Annotated in this window: 15 protein-coding genes; 12 read left to right on the plus strand and 3 right to left on the minus strand. The window is 45.3% G+C overall.

Annotated elements, in window-relative coordinates:
* Positions 1-162 precede the first annotated feature (162 nt).
* The 4 genes from sbcB (at position 163) to cdd (ending at position 3,903) form a co-directional block, all read left to right on the plus strand.
* A complete protein-coding gene (sbcB, locus tag APB76_RS20565; protein WP_049843960.1) occupies positions 163-1,587 on the plus strand; it encodes an exodeoxyribonuclease I in 1,425 nt (474 codons plus the stop codon).
* 142 nt (positions 1,588-1,729) lie between these two features.
* A complete protein-coding gene (locus tag APB76_RS20570; protein WP_049843959.1) occupies positions 1,730-2,095 on the plus strand; it encodes a CidA/LrgA family protein in 366 nt (121 codons plus the stop codon).
* The gene (locus APB76_RS20575) at positions 2,095-2,772 is read left to right on the plus strand and encodes a CidB/LrgB family autolysis modulator (protein WP_049843958.1); all 678 of its coding nucleotides are present in this window, start codon (positions 2,095-2,097) and stop codon (positions 2,770-2,772) included. Before APB76_RS20570 ends, APB76_RS20575 begins: the two co-directional genes overlap by 1 nt.
* A 243-nt stretch (positions 2,773-3,015) precedes the next feature.
* Positions 3,016-3,903, plus strand: a complete 888-nt coding sequence (gene cdd / locus APB76_RS20580; RefSeq protein ID WP_049844109.1) for a cytidine deaminase — start codon at positions 3,016-3,018, stop codon at positions 3,901-3,903.
* A 50-nt stretch (positions 3,904-3,953) separates the two neighbouring features.
* On the opposite strand, the gene APB76_RS20585 is transcribed toward cdd, so the two are convergent.
* Positions 3,954-5,159: an HD-GYP domain-containing protein gene (locus APB76_RS20585; RefSeq protein ID WP_049843957.1), complete on the minus strand. Its 1,206-nt coding sequence runs from the start codon at positions 5,157-5,159 to the stop codon at positions 3,954-3,956.
* A gap of 293 nt (positions 5,160-5,452) precedes the next feature.
* On the opposite strand from APB76_RS20585, the gene purT reads away from it, so the two are divergent.
* Positions 5,453-6,628: a formate-dependent phosphoribosylglycinamide formyltransferase gene (gene purT / locus APB76_RS20590; protein WP_049844108.1), complete on the plus strand. Its 1,176-nt coding sequence runs from the start codon at positions 5,453-5,455 to the stop codon at positions 6,626-6,628.
* A 52-nt stretch (positions 6,629-6,680) separates the two neighbouring features.
* Here the strand turns inward: purT and APB76_RS20595 are convergent, their stop codons facing one another.
* Positions 6,681-7,331, minus strand: coding sequence for a thiopurine S-methyltransferase (locus tag APB76_RS20595; protein ID WP_049843956.1), 651 nt, complete (start codon positions 7,329-7,331; stop codon positions 6,681-6,683).
* Positions 7,332-7,670: 339 nt separating this feature from the next.
* Between APB76_RS20595 and APB76_RS20600 the strand changes: the two genes are divergently transcribed.
* Positions 7,671-8,444, plus strand: coding sequence for a RelA/SpoT domain-containing protein (locus APB76_RS20600; protein ID WP_054962484.1), 774 nt, complete (start codon positions 7,671-7,673; stop codon positions 8,442-8,444).
* Between the two features lie 105 nt (positions 8,445-8,549).
* Positions 8,550-9,524 (plus strand): DUF3187 family protein, encoded by a 975-nt coding sequence (locus APB76_RS20605; protein ID WP_049843954.1) that lies wholly within the window; start codon positions 8,550-8,552, stop codon positions 9,522-9,524.
* On the opposite strand, the gene APB76_RS20610 is transcribed toward APB76_RS20605, so the two are convergent.
* A complete protein-coding gene (locus APB76_RS20610) occupies positions 9,521-10,264 on the minus strand; it encodes a sporulation protein (RefSeq protein ID WP_049843953.1) in 744 nt (247 codons plus the stop codon). The two genes, APB76_RS20605 and APB76_RS20610, sit on opposite strands and share 4 nt — an antisense overlap.
* A 189-nt stretch (positions 10,265-10,453) precedes the next feature.
* Between APB76_RS20610 and hutC the strand changes: the two genes are divergently transcribed.
* The 5 genes from hutC (at position 10,454) to hutH (ending at position 16,828) form a co-directional block, all read left to right on the plus strand.
* Positions 10,454-11,164 carry a histidine utilization repressor gene (hutC, locus tag APB76_RS20615; protein WP_054962485.1) on the plus strand — a complete coding sequence of 237 codons (711 nt, stop codon included), beginning with the start codon at positions 10,454-10,456 and terminating at the stop codon, positions 11,162-11,164.
* 116 nt (positions 11,165-11,280) lie between these two features.
* Positions 11,281-12,498 (plus strand): imidazolonepropionase, encoded by a 1,218-nt coding sequence (gene hutI / locus APB76_RS20620; RefSeq protein WP_054962486.1) that lies wholly within the window; start codon positions 11,281-11,283, stop codon positions 12,496-12,498.
* Positions 12,491-13,489 carry a formimidoylglutamase gene (gene hutG / locus APB76_RS20625; RefSeq protein ID WP_054962487.1) on the plus strand — a complete coding sequence of 333 codons (999 nt, stop codon included), beginning with the start codon at positions 12,491-12,493 and terminating at the stop codon, positions 13,487-13,489. Before hutI ends, hutG begins: the two co-directional genes overlap by 8 nt.
* Before the next feature lie 88 nt (positions 13,490-13,577).
* Positions 13,578-15,275 carry a urocanate hydratase gene (hutU, locus tag APB76_RS20630; RefSeq protein ID WP_054962488.1) on the plus strand — a complete coding sequence of 566 codons (1,698 nt, stop codon included), beginning with the start codon at positions 13,578-13,580 and terminating at the stop codon, positions 15,273-15,275.
* An 11-nt stretch (positions 15,276-15,286) separates the two neighbouring features.
* The gene (gene hutH, locus APB76_RS20635; protein ID WP_054962489.1) at positions 15,287-16,828 is read left to right on the plus strand and encodes a histidine ammonia-lyase; all 1,542 of its coding nucleotides are present in this window, start codon (positions 15,287-15,289) and stop codon (positions 16,826-16,828) included.
* The last annotated feature ends 3 nt before the right edge of the window (positions 16,829-16,831 follow it).

Genomic DNA, 16,831 nt, shown 5'->3' on the forward strand with positions numbered 1-16,831 from the left:
AAGTTAAAATAGTGAATAAATCTCGCTACTGAGATATTGCAAAAGCCACACAACCGCCCAAAACTCGACCTCTCGCCCTTCTAATCCCTTAACTCCATTGCCTTGTTGTCACGGCAGTGGTCTAATACCCAAGTGAATTTCAAACCCTTGGTAATAAAGACAATGCAGCAAGAGCATCAACCTACGTTTTTCTTTTTTGATTATGAGACGTGGGGAACTAGCCCAGCGAAAGATCGACCATGTCAGTTTGCGGGTGTTCGTACCGATATGGACTTCAATATTATTGGTGATCCTCTTGTTATCTATTGCCAACCGCCTGCGGATTATCTTCCGGCACCAGAAGCCGCATTGATCACAGGCATTACGCCACAAACTGCGGAAAGCCAAGGTCTTTCAGAGCCAGAGTTTATCGCTAAGATCCACGAACAACTGGCAACCCCAAACACCATTAGTTTAGGGTACAACAGCATTCGCTTTGATGATGAGGTAACGCGCTACACCTGTTACCGCAACTTTATCGACCCATATGCATGGAGCTGGCAAAACGGGAATTCACGTTGGGATCTACTTGATGTGATGCGTGCGTGTTATGCGCTTCGCCCTGAAGGAGTCAAATGGCCAGAAAACGATGAGGGCTTTATTAGCTTTAAACTAGAGCATTTGTCTGTTGAAAACGGCATTGAGCATGAGAACGCACACGACGCGATGGCGGATGTTATCGCGACGATTGAAATGGCCAAAAAGGTTAAAGAGGCACAACCAAAATTATTTGATTACTTTCTAAGTATGCGTCACAAGCGCAAGCTGAATGAGCTGATTGACATCGTCAACATGACACCATTGATGCACGTTTCAGGTATGTTGGGCAAAGAGTGTAACTACACTAGCTGGGTTGTTCCTGTTGCTTGGCACCCGACTAATCAGAATGCGGTCATTTGTGTTGATTTGGCGAAAGACCCTCAAGCCCTATTGGATTTGGATACCGAGCAGCTTAATGAGCGACTGTATACTAAGCGTTCTGAGCTTGCACCTGACGAGCTTCCAGTCCCTGTTAAGCTTATCCATCTCAATAAGTGCCCTATTCTTGCTCCGGCTAAAACCCTCACTGCTGAAAACGCCGAGAAAATTGGTATTGACCGTGAAAAATGCCTAGAGAACTTAGCTCTACTACGCAAGCACCCTGAAATTCGTGAAAAGCTGATTGGTGTATATGGCATCGAGCGGGAATATGAAAAGAGCAATGATGTCGATAGCATGCTCTACGATGGGTTCTTCTCTCCGGCAGATAAAGCAGCGATGAGCATCATTCGTGAAACTGACCCCAATAACCTATCTGCGCTTGATATTTCATTTAGTGATGACCGTATTGCGCCACTGCTGTTCCGCTATCGCGCGCGAAACTTCCCATGGACGCTCGATGAGTCAGAGCAGCAACGCTGGGCAACGCACTGTCGTGACTACTTCGAAAGTCGTATTGAAGACTACATGCTAAATTTGGAAAACTTAGTTCACGAACATGAAAGTGACGAAAAGAAAATCGTTATTTTAAAATCCATCTACCAATACGTACAAAAGCGAGTATCCTAGTAGTTAAAAATAACAATAATACCAAGTCCTGCACCCTACAACCTAGCTGAGCCCTATCATTCCTATTCACAATCAGGGTTGGCATTTGAATAATTCGAGCCTTCAGTACTCTGAAGGCTCAGCAGTTGGACGACCTTACACTATGCCGAAAACTTTGCTTCAATACGTCGTATCTATGGGGCTGATATTTTTGTGCCTTATCGCGGGCATTAATATTCAACACTTATTAGGTATCTCTATCCCTGGCAGCATCATTGGTATGCTGATTTTATTCGGTCTGCTTGCGAGCGGACTTGTGCCTTCTGAGTGGGTAAAACCGGGCGCTTCTCTTTTTATCCGCTACATGGTATTGCTGTTTGTCCCAATCAGTGTCGGTTTGATGGAGCACTTCGACATGTTGATCGCCAATGCTCTCCCTATCTTGGCCAGCGCAGTTGGTGGTACGTTGATTGTGCTAGTTCTACTTGGCCTGATGCTTGATCGAATGCTTAAAGGAGGACAAAAGTAATGTGGTTAATCGTCACTATTTTTGTTTTCTTTGCTGCCCGTTGGTTATGCCAAAAGATTAGAAGCCCTTTTATGAACCCTTTATTGGTAAGCCTCGTAGTGCTCATTCCATTGCTTACTTACCTTAAAGTACCGTTTGAAACCTATTACGCTGATAATCAGTGGATCAACTACCTACTGCAACCTGCCGTTGTTGCGTTAGCTTATCCTTTATATGAGCAACTACCGCAGATCCGCGCTAATTGGCGTATTATCATGTTAGCCTGCGGCGTAGGTAGTATTATGTCGATGTTTACATCAAGTATGATCGCGGTCTACCTAAAAGCAGATATTTCTTTGATCGCGAGCCTACTGGGTAAATCGGTCACCACTCCAATTGCGATGGAAGTCTCTAGTCACCTCGGTGGCGAGCCCGCAATCGCAGCAATTTTGGTGTTAATCGTTGGCCTGTTTGGCGCGATCTTGGCCTATCCAATCTACAACCTACTTAATATTACTCACCCTATCGCTAAAGGGTTAACCATGGGTACAGTTTCTCATGCGCTCGGTACTGCAACCTGTGCTGAGAAGGATGGTCAAGATGCCGCATTTAGCTCTTTGGCATTAGTCGTTTGCGGTGTGATTACATCAATCCTTGCCCCTTCTTTCTTTACCCTTGCAGTGTGGCTTTCAGCGTAATGGATTATAGTCGAGCTGCAATTTGTGGCTCGACGCATATCACTAAATTGTTTGCTGCAATCGTTATCATGTGTGACATCACTCAAATAATGCAACAAGCAATCGCGTTACAATCACTGTCGTGACACAGATCACCGAAATATTCTCTCCTTTACATAGAATGTAATACCAATATCGGAGTTTACACATTAGCTTCTGGCTCTAAACTCAAAGATATCAACAATGTTTATTAAAGGACTCACTATGAGAAGCCGCATTGAACAGGCGCTATCTGAAGTGCCAAAAAACGTAGCAGATTTCTTATCTCCTATTCTTCTTGCTGACGATTTTGACGCAACGATTTCTTCAGAGCAGTTTGAGCAACTACTCGCGATCTCTGGCCTAGATGATGCTGAACTTCGTGTTGCCCTTCTGCCATTTGCTGCGGCTTATTCGTATGCGCCACTTTCAAACTTCTATGTCGGTGCAATTGTACGCGGCTTGTCTGGCAAACTTTACTTCGGTGCGAATGTAGAGTTTGATGGTGTACAACTTGGGCAGACGGTTCACGCAGAGCAATCCGCCATTAGCCATGCTTGGATGAAAGGTGAACAAGGCGTTGCAGACATTACGATCAATTTTAGCCCTTGTGGTCATTGTCGTCAGTTTATGAATGAGCTATCGACCGCAGACAAGTTAAAAATTCAATTGCCACAGCGCGATAGTAAATCCCTTCAAGAATACTTGCCTGAGTCATTTGGACCATCTGATCTTGGTATCGAATCGGCACTAATGACCACGGTTGATCACGGTAAGCAAAGTAATGAGCAAGATGAATTGCTTCAGCTTGCAATTACCGCATTGAACCGAAGCCATGCACCATACACCCACAACCTAAGTGGTGTGGCAATCAAAATGAAAGATGGCAAAGTTTATCAAGGTGCGTACGCAGAAAACGCAGCGTTTAACCCTAGCTTGCCTCCACTACAAGTTGCTCTAGTTCAGCTTTTGCTCGACCGTCAAGGACTAAATGATATTGAGGCCGCAGCTCTGGTTGAAGTGGAAGCAGGAACAATCAGCCACCTAGCGAATACTCAAGCGACACTTGAAGCGTTAAACCCTGACATACCAATTACTTACTTGGAATTATAAATGAAGAAAGGCGTTAATTTGGCGCCTTTACTTTTTTGGTAGTGCTAGCATCATACATCGAAAAATGGTTTTGAGTCGACTTCCAATTGACTGGGCGCTATGCCTTTTTTAATCGTTAGCTTAGCTGTTTTCATATCAACAAAGCTAACGTCGACAAACCTGTGATATTTGCGCGAGTAAAAACACTTAATCTCTGGTTTTAACGGCTCATTCGCGTTCGACGTCCAAACAATACCAACTCGCCCGTCGCTCAGTTCAACCAAAGCCCCAACGGGGAACACGCCGATACAGTTAATAAACTTATACACGAGTTCTTTGTCTAGATGGCTTGGTGTTAAGCTCAGAATAATCTTAAACGCTTCTGCTGGACTCATGCCTTGCTTGTAACAACGATCTGCAGTCAATGCATCATAAATGTCGACAATACAGCTCATACGCCCGTGAAGAGGTATCTCATCACCTTTGAGCCCTGCAGGGTAACCGTTGCCATCGAGCTTTTCATGGTGCATTAAGCACACGTCTTTGCTTATGTCACTTAAGCCTGCAACGGTCGTGACTATGTGCTGAGCATAAACCTGATGAAGCTTCATATGCTCAAACTCTTCAGGCGTTAATCGGGCTGGTTTATGCAGAACTTTATCATCTACTTTGATCTTGCCAACATCGTGAATAATGCCGCCAATCGCCATTTGTTTAAGCGTATCTCGTGGTAAGCCAAGGTGCTTACCAAATGTCACCAGTAAAGTAGCAACGTTAACGGAATGCTCTAGAAGGTATTCATCCTTGCTACGTAGCGCAGATACACAATGTAGCGCGTCTGAATCAAGCAAAATAGATTCAATCATGTCATCAGCGAGGCTGTCCAGCTCATCGACATGTATCGGTTGACCGTCGAATGTTTGCGTCAAGATCTTGTGCGCAAGCCCCTTCGCTTCCTTGATTATCTTCTGTGCTTTTTTCTGTTGAGAAAAACGACTTACCTTTTTTCGCTTCACTGGAGTGGAAGCTTCTTGCGGCTCATCGACTTCTTCCACGACTTTAACAGGTTTAAAGACGCTTCCTTTTGCTGATAATCCCTTGTCTACCCACGCAAATTTAACTCCATTTTTAACTAGCTGTTTAACAGCTTGTTTAGATGGTACACGTCCCGCATTAGCAAGGTTTACACGTTTACTGTCTTCTATTGCAGTCACAAACATGCCAACAGTCAGCGTATCTATTGGGATTTTTATGGATTTTTCCGGGTCGAACTGCATTAAGTTGGTAGCCCTATAATATTAGGAATTGTTATTTCTATTGATTATAACTCCAAAGATGAGTATTTACGTAATAAGCGCATACAACTGCTCAATTAACACCCAAGTAGTGGCTAGAAAATTGAGCTTTGTCTTGATCCACGCAAAATAGCGGCTCTTTATATCGAGTTTAATCAGCGTTGGAAACTGCTATCACTTGTGGAAAACCCAAAAAGCAAACGTTTGCTTTTTGGGTTTTTATGAGTATCATGCTCGCAAAATTATCTATTCCTCTTCAAATTTTAGGGTTAATTATGTTCGGTACTGCAACTGCATATCATGCAACACGCGTTCTGCTCTTAGGCTCTGGTGAACTCGGAAAAGAGGTCGCCATCGAATGTCAACGTCTCGGCCTTGAAGTGATCGCATGCGATCGATATGAAAATGCGCCAGCGATGCAAGTCGCCCATCGCAGTTATACACTCGATATGCTTGATGGTGATGCACTGCAAGCGATCATCGAAAAAGAAAAGCCAAATTACGTAGTCCCTGAAATTGAAGCTATTGCAACAGATACTTTGGTCGAGTTAGAAACTCAAGGTTTGAACGTTGTACCTTCTGCAAAAGCAACCAAACTAACAATGAACCGCGAAGGTATTCGCCGCTTAGCTGCTGAAGAACTCAACCTCACAACATCTCCCTATCGCTTTGCAGACAATTATGAAGAGTTTGTGGTTGCGGTAGAAACGGTAGGCTTACCTTGTGTCTGTAAACCAGTCATGAGTTCGTCTGGTAAGGGGCAAAGCGTTCTCAAATCCGCTAAAGATATCGACAAGGCGTGGAACTATGCTCAAGAAGGCGGGCGTACTGGAGCAGGTCGTGTGATTGTTGAGGGTTTCATTGACTTCGATTATGAGATTACACTCCTTACCGTTCGCGCAGTCGATGGCGTTCACTTCTGCGCGCCGATTGGTCACCGTCAGGAAGATGGCGACTACCGTGAGTCATGGCAGCCACAGCACATGACAGACAAAGCACTATCATCCGCGCAAGAAGCCGCTGGAAAAGTCGTGAATGCACTTGGTGGGCACGGTATCTTTGGTGTCGAGTTGTTCGTTAAAGGCGATACCGTGATCTTCAATGAAGTCTCCCCTCGCCCTCATGACACGGGTTTGGTCACTTTAATGTCACAAGACAGTTCCGAGTTTGCCCTTCACGTACGCGCATTCACTGGAATGCCTATCTCAGACATCACTCACTATGGCCCAGCCGCTTCTGCGGTAATTTTAGGCCAGGGCACATCAACGGATATTCGATTTGAAGGTCTTGAGAATGCCCTAGCTGCACCACAAACTCAACTTCGCTTGTTTGGCAAGCCAGATATTGATGGTCGCCGCCGTCTTGGCGTTGCAATCACTCGTCGCAACTCTATCGAACAAGCGATTGAGGACGCTAAACACAGTGCAGGTAAAGTTAAAATTATCTACTAAGGTCTTTAGTCGATAGAAAAAGGCTTGGTCGTTATAACCAAGCCTTTATTATTTACATCGTCTCAATCAGGTAAACTTCTTCGACAAATCGTGCTGATTCGTGTTTGGTAATTTTTGGATGCTTTTCAGCCTCTTCATTGCTCTCTAGCTTAGTAATTTTGCAGCCTCGATAGAGCTCCTTCACCTCTGATTCAGGTACAGAAAATGGAGGCCCTGCCATAAGCTCCTGATCGTAATCGAGAGTGACAAGCAATATTCGTCCACCAGGCTTAAGCAACGATTTGAGCCGTTCTACATATTGCGCTCGCATTTCTTTAGGCAGAGCAACCAAAGAAGCACGATCATAAACGATATCAACAGGTTTGATTGGCGCAGAGAAATAATCTCCTACATAGATGGATAGCTCATCAAACTGAAACAGTTCATGCTGACCATTTATCGGCATAACCATTGGTGTGTAGAAGTGCTCTGCAAAGAAAGCGCGTACAGCAATATTGCTCAACTCTACCCCTTGCACATCCGAATGCTTAGTCGCAAGCCAGACTAAATCTTCTGACTTCCCGCACAAAGGAACAAACACATCATCGTCGTGACTTGGATTCGTGTGCTGCCAATACTTAATCAATAGCGGATTAACATCTTCTAGGTGAAAACCAATTTGGTTTGCCGCCCATTTACCGTGCCAAAACTCTGGGTCTTTCATGCTCTTTCTCTGTTACTGACTTTGTGGTGCATAGGCTACCTGAAAGCGATGGGAAGTGGTATATCAACTTAAACTCCTGTCTGAATACTTCATTCAGATTAGGTTCATTTTCAGTCTTTATACTTAGTTACATATTGAAGATGAACCTTTGAATAGGGCTGCACTCTAATTAAGCACCAAGGAAATGCGAGACTGTTCAAGCTTTTTTAAACAGTCTAAGGGAAAGCGATTGGAATCGCACAAAGAGCCCCCATTAACTATGTAGAGATGAGTAGCGCTAGTGATTGAAACCTTTTTCGACAACTTATTAGCTAAGCCCTACACATCTAAGGAGAGTGAATGAGCCTATTTCTGCGAACTACGGCCCTGATGCTTCTAATGCTCAGCCGTGCACCTGCATTTGCTGCTATTCCAACTGCGCCGGGTAACGAGGAAAACCGTTCTACGAACCAGAACGAAGTGTGTTCCAAAGCATTCAAACACAACCTAAGCGGCCTTTACGGCATTAAATCAATGTCGACGACTCCACTTCAGCCATACACCGATTTCGACGTGCTGTATAGCAAAGCGCACCAAGCCCAAGCTGAACTTGAAACCATCTGTAAAAGTACAGCCCTGCTCACTTCAACTGAATCTTTCTTCGCTGGCATTAAATCGTCTGACCGTGCAAAAGAAAAAGTTGCTTATGAACTTAATGGCCAAGCTGAGCGCATCACTGATCTAGCCCGCGCAACAATTGTCGCCGACGATATCGAAGGTTTGATGTCTGCATATGAAGTACTAAATCGCGAAACCACGGTTGTAAAAGTAAAAAACCGTTTTAAGAAACCCGCTGAGTCAGGTTACCGCGATTTGAACGTCTTAGTTCAGCTTCCAAAAACTAACTTAATTGCCGAAGTACAGCTTCACCTTAAAGCCATTGCTGACGTTAAAAGTGGTCCAGAACACGACATCTATGAACGCATTCAAAAGATTGAACGCGCCGCAGCAGTTGAGGCGCGAGACTACAACGAGTTTGAAATGGCACAAATTCGTAATATGCGCAGTGAGTCTAAAGAACTGTACCAAAATGCTTGGCAGCCATACATCACCACTCACCTAAGCGCGGCCTAATCACACTAAGCTTACCTGTTCGTACAGGTAAGCTTTTCCATTTAGCAAAGCTCTTCCTCTTAAACTATTGTTATCAAATAGATAATAAAAAAGTTGGGGGCAACCATGAGAGGAAAGCTTTGGCTATTGAGCTACTTAGTATTATTTCTACCTCTCCGCTGTGCCCTTGCAGCTGACGGCTACGGCCCACTACAAAGCTATACTCAATCCCCTCTCCATACCAATGTTCACTCCCCTCAGTTACGTTCTGGCTTCTCTTTAGATCCTGAAGAACAGGAAGTGTACATGTCTGGTACCATTGCTAGTGTCTGGGCGATCACCGCCACTTATGAACTCGATTATTACCAAAACCAACTCGCCATTGGCAGTAAATGGCAGCTCGATTCAAGTTGGCAAGTTGATCTACAATATCGTTGGAATTTCGCAGCCAACAATCACCTAGATAAACCGACGATGGCGTTTCATGAATTCGTTGGTATTGACCAAAATGGACGTGAAGATGTCGATCGACATAGGTTTGTTATCGATATGCCTAGCTATGGTGTTCAGGAAGAAGGATTTAGGGGAGAGACGTTAAGCAGCGCGTTAACAGGCTATATCCAGTATCAAGCTTTTGCCGATGACCACCACGGGCTATCATTTGGTGCTTCACTCTATTACAACGACACCAGTAATGGTCTATTTAGCGGTTCGAGATTTGAGCAAAGTGTACAAATTAATTATGGCTATGTTGAAGATAAACATGCTCTTGATACGACGGCTGCAATAACCATCAGAGATACGCCCACCGACTTTACACATATGCCCTATCGTAGCACTACCTGGACTCTGGGGTTAAGCTACCGTTACCAGTGGTTCGAAAACCACACTTTAATCGCTCAACTGGCGACACATCAAGGGCTAATAGATGATGGCGGAGAGTTTTCTAAACCCTCCACCGAGTTTACCTATGGCTATCGCTACACGTTACAAAACAGCGCCATCGAAATCACACTAGTCGAAAACATGTTTCACGCTGACAATAGTACCGATATCGCTATTGGCGTTGCGTATCGCTATCGTTTTGGCGCCAGTGCCTAAACCGAAAGAATGCGATTGACCGCTGAAGCAATCTCTGTATCTGAAGCATTTTGATTCAGCGAGAAAGAAATGTACTGGTCGCCACGCATACTCAACGAACGATCAACCTCAGCCAAGCAGTGCACCAATCCCCCTTCAAGCACAAACGAAAGCTCAATCTCTTTCTTATTGACAAAGCCATTGTTACGAAACTCAATTTCCTGGTAACACCCCGACTTAGAAGAAAAGTTACCACCGCGTAGAAAGCCCTTTTCCACATCAGCTTTCACCATACCAAATCCCGCTTGTTCAATTGCAGATAATACCTTAGCGACCACAGGTAGAGGTTTCACTTCAACAAAGTCTCGATCTTTAGGGTCAATGGCGAAATCAATATCTAACGTCGTTTCTAACCAAACGTGGCACTGATTTTTAGCAGCGTTTAGAGCCGTAATCGGCGTTTCATCATCTAAACTCAGCTCGAACGGAACCTGTTTGGTTTCATTCGGTTGGATAACAAATGGTTGGACAGCTTCAAGCTTAGCCAAGACAAAATCTTGGTAGCTGGTACTTTCATCGCTCTCAACCTTCATTTCAGTACACAACTTTAGATTAATTGCGTCAATCTGTTGTTCGACATCACCACCTTGAATATGGACGTTGCCTCTTAGTGTTTCACCTTGAAAAACAGACAAGCTTTCTAGCACTGTATCTACCTTCGCTGCACCAATTCCCAATGAAGCTTTTAACTTTCCAAACATACTTTATCCTTATGATTCTATTGCAGTGATGATTTTGCTTACTGCGATGTATTTGGCAAGCCCTTTGTTGAATACTCACAGAGAAAACGTGCGAAATACTCCAATTTGAAGCTCATTACCACTTAATTTCTTGCATTTATATAATAAATGTATAACCATTTGTATAGTCAATTTAAGAATCAGATCCCTATGAGTAATTCGCCTCTCTACCTGCAAATCAAAACCTACATTACTGAGCAAATCGAGCAAGGGATCTGGCCTATCGGTCACCGAATTACTACAGAGTTAGAGCTAACCAAACAGTTTAATGTCAGTCGGATGACGGTAAATAAAGCGATCCGTGATCTGGTTTCTGAAGGAAGGCTGGTAAGACGACCACGCCTAGGCACATTCGTTTGTGCTCCAGACGATAAAGCAGAATCTCCACTACTCGATATTCGAAATATCGCTAAAGAGGTCGAACAACGGGGTAAAGATTACAGCAGTAAAGTTGTAACGCAAGTAGCGCTATCTGCAGATGATAATGTCGCCATGAAGTTAGGTGTCATGTTAGGTAGCCCTATTTTTTATAGTGAAATCATTCACTTTGAAGACAAGTCGCCGATTCAACTTGAAATTCGCTGGGTCAATGCGAACTACGCTCCTAACTATCTAGATCAAGACTTTTCAGAAATCACCCCGAACCAGTATCTTTCAGAAAACTGCCCTTTAAGTGCAATTGAACATACCGTCGAAGCGATCGTCGCTGATGAATCGGTTCGCTCGGCACTTCGTATCGGCGTCAATGAACCGTGCTTACTTCTTAACCGACGCACATGGAGTGAAGATAAGCTCGTCAGTACGGCATTACTCTACCACCCTGGGGCTCGGTACAAATTAAGCTCTAAGGTTCTTCTCTGATATAGCATTACATACTTTTTACCGATCACATTTTCGCAACATTACGCTTGATCAAAATCTATACTTGAATCAATATTTGTATATACATTTAATTTTTAGTACGGATTTTGAGCCTTATGAGCGATTTGGTATTGGTAAATGCAAAGCTAGTCACGATGACACACGACGTGGGTGGCTATGCGATTTCGCCACTTTGCAACATTTCCATCAAAAACGGACTGATTCAATCAATTACTCAAGAATCCATAGATCGTGAAACAACCTCGTCTAATCGCTATTTCGACTGCAAAGGCAAACTTGTCACACCCGGTTTTATTGATTGCCATACCCACCTTGTCTTCGCGGGCAGCCGTGCTGACGAATTTGAAAAACGTTTGCAAGGTGTGCCGTATCAGGAGATAGCCAAACAAGGTGGCGGCATTCTTTCTACTGTTCGCGCAACACGTCAAGCTAGTGAACAACAGTTAACAGAATTAGCACTGCCACGTTTAGATGGTCTGATTCAATCTGGCGTAACCTCGGTTGAGGTTAAATCAGGCTATGGGTTGACACTAAATGACGAACTAAAAATGCTTCGAGCAGCAAAAGCGTTAGAAGAGCACAGAAAAATTCGTGTTTCTACGACTTTACTCGCTGCACATGCTCTCCCACCCGAGTACTCGGGGCGTGCAGACGATTATATTGACTTTATCTGTCAGGAAATTATTCCTGCTGCCGCCGAAGAGGAGCTAGCGACCAGCGTAGACGTTTTTTGTGAGTCGATTGGTTTCAACCTCGCTCAAACAGAGAAAGTGTACCAAGCAGCGATTGAAAATGGACTCGCAATTAAAGGGCACACAGAGCAGTTGTCAAACCTTGGTGGCGCAGCATTAACAGCAAAATATTCTGGCTTATCAGCCGATCATATTGAGTTTTTAGACGAGAGTGGTGTTGAAGCTTTGGCTCAATCCAACACTGTGGCAACCCTTCTACCGGGTGCATTTTACTTTCTAAAAGAGACACAATTGCCACCTATAGATTTACTTCGCAAACATAAAGTACCGATGGCAATCGCCACTGATTTGAACCCTGGCACGTCACCATTCGCAGATTTGACTATGATGATGAATATGGGTTGCATGTTATTTGGTTTAACACCGGAAGAAACCTTACGTGGCGTAACCAATCACGCAGCTCAAGCCCTCGGCTATGGTGAAAGCAGAGGTCAAATCAAACCAGGTTTTGATGCTGATCTCGCTATATGGGATGTGGCTCACCCAGCCGAGTTTAGCTATTTGCAAGGTGCGCCTCGTTTATCAGCTCGCCTTGTTACTGGAGAGCTCGATCATGTCTAATCATTTAACCACTAATCAAGAGTTTCATTGGCAAGGTCGCCACGACGCTGAGGATGGATCACAAGGTAAACGTGTCCATCATGTAATCAAACAAATTCAAGTGGATGAGCTTCAACCTTACCGTAATGCCGTTAGCATACTTGGTTTTTGTTGCGATGCTGGTGTCGTTCGTAACAAAGGCCGTGTTGGTGCCAAAAGGGCACCGGATCTGATTCGTCGTGCTCTTGCTAACATGGCATGGCATAGAGAAAGCGCATTGATCGATCTCGGTAATGTGGTTTGCGACGATGACCAGTTGGAGCAAAGCCAATCACACTGTGCCGACGTGATTGCTACCGCACTAAAATCTACACCAGTCATCATTCTTGGTGGCGGTCATGAAGTCGCTTGGGCGTCGTTTCAAGGCCTTGCTGAGTACTTCGAATACCTCAATCCTGCTAAACCACCTAAGATTGGTATTATCAACTTCGATGCTCATTTTGATTTAAGAGCATTTGAATGTGAACACACAGACATAAAACCTAGCTCTGGCACACCCTTCAACCAAATACAACATTACTGCGTGAAGAAAGATTGGCCATTTCACTACGCTTGCCTAGGTGTCAGCCGAGCCAGCAATACCGAAGCCCTATTCCAGCGCGCAGATGAGTTGGGTGTTTGGTACATTGAAGACAAAGACCTAGCGCACTTAAATCATGTTTACCACCTTACACAATTGCAGCACTTTATCGACAGGTGTGACTACATTTACCTCACTATTGATTTAGATGTATTTCCTGCTGCAACCGCTCCGGGCGTGAGTGCTCCGGCCGCGAGAGGAGTCAGTATGGATATGCTTGCTCCTTTTATCGACAGAATCTTACATTACAAACAAAAACTGGTGATTGCAGATATCGCAGAATACAACCCTACTTATGACGTTGACAGCCAGACCGCTCGTTTGGCCGCTCGACTTTGTTGGGATATTGCGAACGCTTTCTCCGAAAAATAACTAACCAGAAACGGTGGCAATTGTGGGTGCTAGAAAGCGCCCTAGCCCCGCGTTTGTCTGGATAACGTGAACCAAAAGGAGTCTTACCATGACACAGCGCCAAGTTGAAGAGATGCGCCTCGATACAAGTAGAACTATTCGCGCCCCACACGGCTCGGAATTGAGAGCAAAATCTTGGCTCACAGAAGCACCACTTCGTATGCTGATGAACAACCTAGATCCTGATGTTGCAGAACATCCTCACGCTTTGGTTGTGTATGGTGGTATTGGTCGCGCAGCACGTGATTGGGAGTGCTATGACAAAATCATTGAAGTCTTAGAAAGATTGGAAGATGACCAAACCCTACTTGTGCAGTCTGGTAAACCTGTCGGTGTTTTCCCAACTCACAAGAACGCACCACGAGTTTTAATTGCCAACTCGAACCTCGTTCCTCACTGGGCAAACTGGGAGCACTTTAATCAGCTCGACAAAGAAGGTTTGATGATGTACGGCCAGATGACGGCAGGCAGTTGGATCTACATTGGCTCTCAGGGCATTGTTCAAGGTACTTACGAGACCTTTGTTTCTGTTGCTAAGAAGCACTTCGACGGCGAAGCAAAAGGTCGCTGGGTGTTAACTGGGGGTCTTGGTGGCATGGGTGGCGCTCAGCCTCTAGCTGCAACTATGGCGGGTTTCTCAATGATCGCTGTAGAGTGTGATGAGTCGCGTATCGATTACCGTTTGCGCACAGGTTATGTCGATAAAAAAGCCACAAGTCTAGACGAAGCACTAGCGATCATTTATGAATCAGAAACACCAGTATCTGTTGGTCTACTAGGCAACGCAGCAGATGTATTCCCAGAATTAGTAGAACGCAATATCACACCAGATGTCGTCACGGATCAAACCTCTGCGCACGACCCACTAAACGGCTACTTACCTATCGGTTGGTCTATGGAGCATGCCGCAGAATTGCGCCTCAAAGACGAAGCAATGGTTGTCGACGCAGCGAAAGAATCGATGGCTATTCAAGTTAAAGCTATGTTGACTCTGCAAAACCGTGGTGCAGCAACTCTAGATTATGGTAATAACATTCGCCAAATGGCTTTAGAGAAAGGCGTGGAAAACGCATTTGACTTCCCAGGTTTCGTGCCGGCATATATCCGCCCGTTGTTCTGCGAAGGTATTGGTCCGTTCCGCTGGGCAGCACTGTCTGGTGATCCTGAAGATATTTACAAGACAGACCAAAAAGTAAAAGAGCTAATTCCAGATAACCCGCATCTACACAACTGGCTTGATATGGCACGTGAGCGTATTCAGTTCCAAGGGCTTCCTGCACGTATTTGCTGGGTTGGCCTGAAAGATCGTGAGCGTCTAGGCCAAGCATTCAATGAGATGGTGAAAAACGGTGAGCTAAAAGCGCCAGTTGTCATTGGCCGTGACCACCTAGATTCAGGCTCTGTCGCCAGCCCTAACCGTGAAACCGAAGGCATGATGGATGGCTCTGATGCAGTATCTGACTGGCCGCTACTGAATGCTCTGCTAAACACGGCAGGCGGTGCCACCTGGGTATCACTGCACCACGGTGGCGGTGTGGGTATGGGCTTCTCTCAGCACTCTGGTATGGTGATCTGTTGTGATGGCAGCCAAGATGCATCTGAACGCATTGCACGTGTTCTGCACAATGACCCTGCCACTGGTGTTATGCGCCATGCTGATGCAGGCTACGACATTGCTAAACAGTGTGCCTCTGAACAGAAACTTGACCTGCCAATGCTCAACGAAGAACTGCGTAAGCTGAAATAAGGATTATGAAGATGTTAAACTTAACCTTACAACCGGGGCAGCTTAGCCTTCCTGTACTGCGCCAAGTGAGTCGCTCACCGATCAATCTAGCGTTAGACCCAGAAGCATTTCCGGCGATTGAGGAGAGTACTCAAGTCGTAGAGCAAGTGATTGCTGAAGATCGCACTGTCTACGGCATTAATACGGGTTTTGGTTTGTTGGCAAACACTCGCATTGCACCAGAAGATTTGGAAACACTGCAAAAGAGTATCGTCCTTTCTCATGCAGCAGGCATCGGCAAGTTTATGTCTGATGAAACCGTCAGACTGATGATGGTGTTGAAAATCAATAGCTTGTCTCGCGGTTACTCAGGTATCCGTTTGAAAGTCATCCAAGCATTGATCGACTTAGTTAACTCACAAGTTTACCCTTGTGTGCCACAAAAAGGCTCAGTCGGTGCTTCAGGTGACTTGGCGCCACTCGCCCATATGAGCACGGTGTTGCTTGGTGAGGGGCAAGCTCGTCACAATGGTAAAATTATCTCAGGTATTGAAGCGCTTAAAATTGCAGGATTAGAGCCTATCACACTTGCTCCTAAGGAGGGTCTAGCCCTTCTCAATGGTACTCAAGCATCCACTGCTTTCGCTTTAGAAGGCCTGTTCGCAGCAGAAGACTTATTTGCCTCAGCCGCTGTGTGTGGGGCGATGTCGGTTGAAGCCGCATTAGGGAGTCGTCGTCCATTTGACCCACGTATTCATCGCGTTCGCGGTCATCGAGGCCAGATGGATGCTGCAACCGCTTATCGTCACCTGCTTGATGTGAATAGTGAAATTGGCCAGTCTCACACCGCCTGTGAGAAAGTTCAAGATCCATACTCACTTCGTTGTCAGCCTCAGGTCATGGGCGCTTGCTTGCAGCAGATCCGTAACGCTGCTGATATTTTGCAAGTTGAAGCTAACTCCGTTTCTGATAACCCACTAGTATTTGCGGAAGATGGCGACATTATCTCGGGAGGTAACTTCCACGCCGAACCTGTTGCTATGGCTGCAGATAATCTCGCTCTCGCGATTGCAGAAGTAGGCAGCTTGTCAGAGCGTCGCATGGCTCTGCTGATTGATAGTGCGTTGAGCAAACTTCCACCATTCTTAGTAGACAATGGCGGCGTAAACTCTGGCTTTATGATTGCGCAGGTGACTTCTGCTGCACTGGCAAGTGAAAACAAAACGCTAGCTCACCCAGCCTCTGTTGATAGCTTACCTACCTCAGCAAACCAAGAAGATCATGTTTCGATGGCAACCTTTGCAGGCCGACGCTTACGTGACATGGCAGAGAACACCCGTGGCATCTTGGCTGTCGAGTACTTGTCGGCCGCTCAAGGGTTAGATTTCAGAGCGCCAAACAAGTCTTCTGCTCGTATCGAAGAAGCGAAGCAGATTCTGCGCGAAAAAGTATCGTTCTACGATAAAGACCGCTACTTCGCACCCGATATCGAAGCTGCCAACGCGCTTCTAAAACTAGCGGTGCACAATCACCTAATGCCAGAGGCAATTCTACCTAGCTTAACTGTAAACTAATCA

This window comes from Vibrio bivalvicida, from assembly GCF_001399455.2.
GTDB lineage: Bacteria > Pseudomonadota > Gammaproteobacteria > Enterobacterales > Vibrionaceae > Vibrio > Vibrio bivalvicida.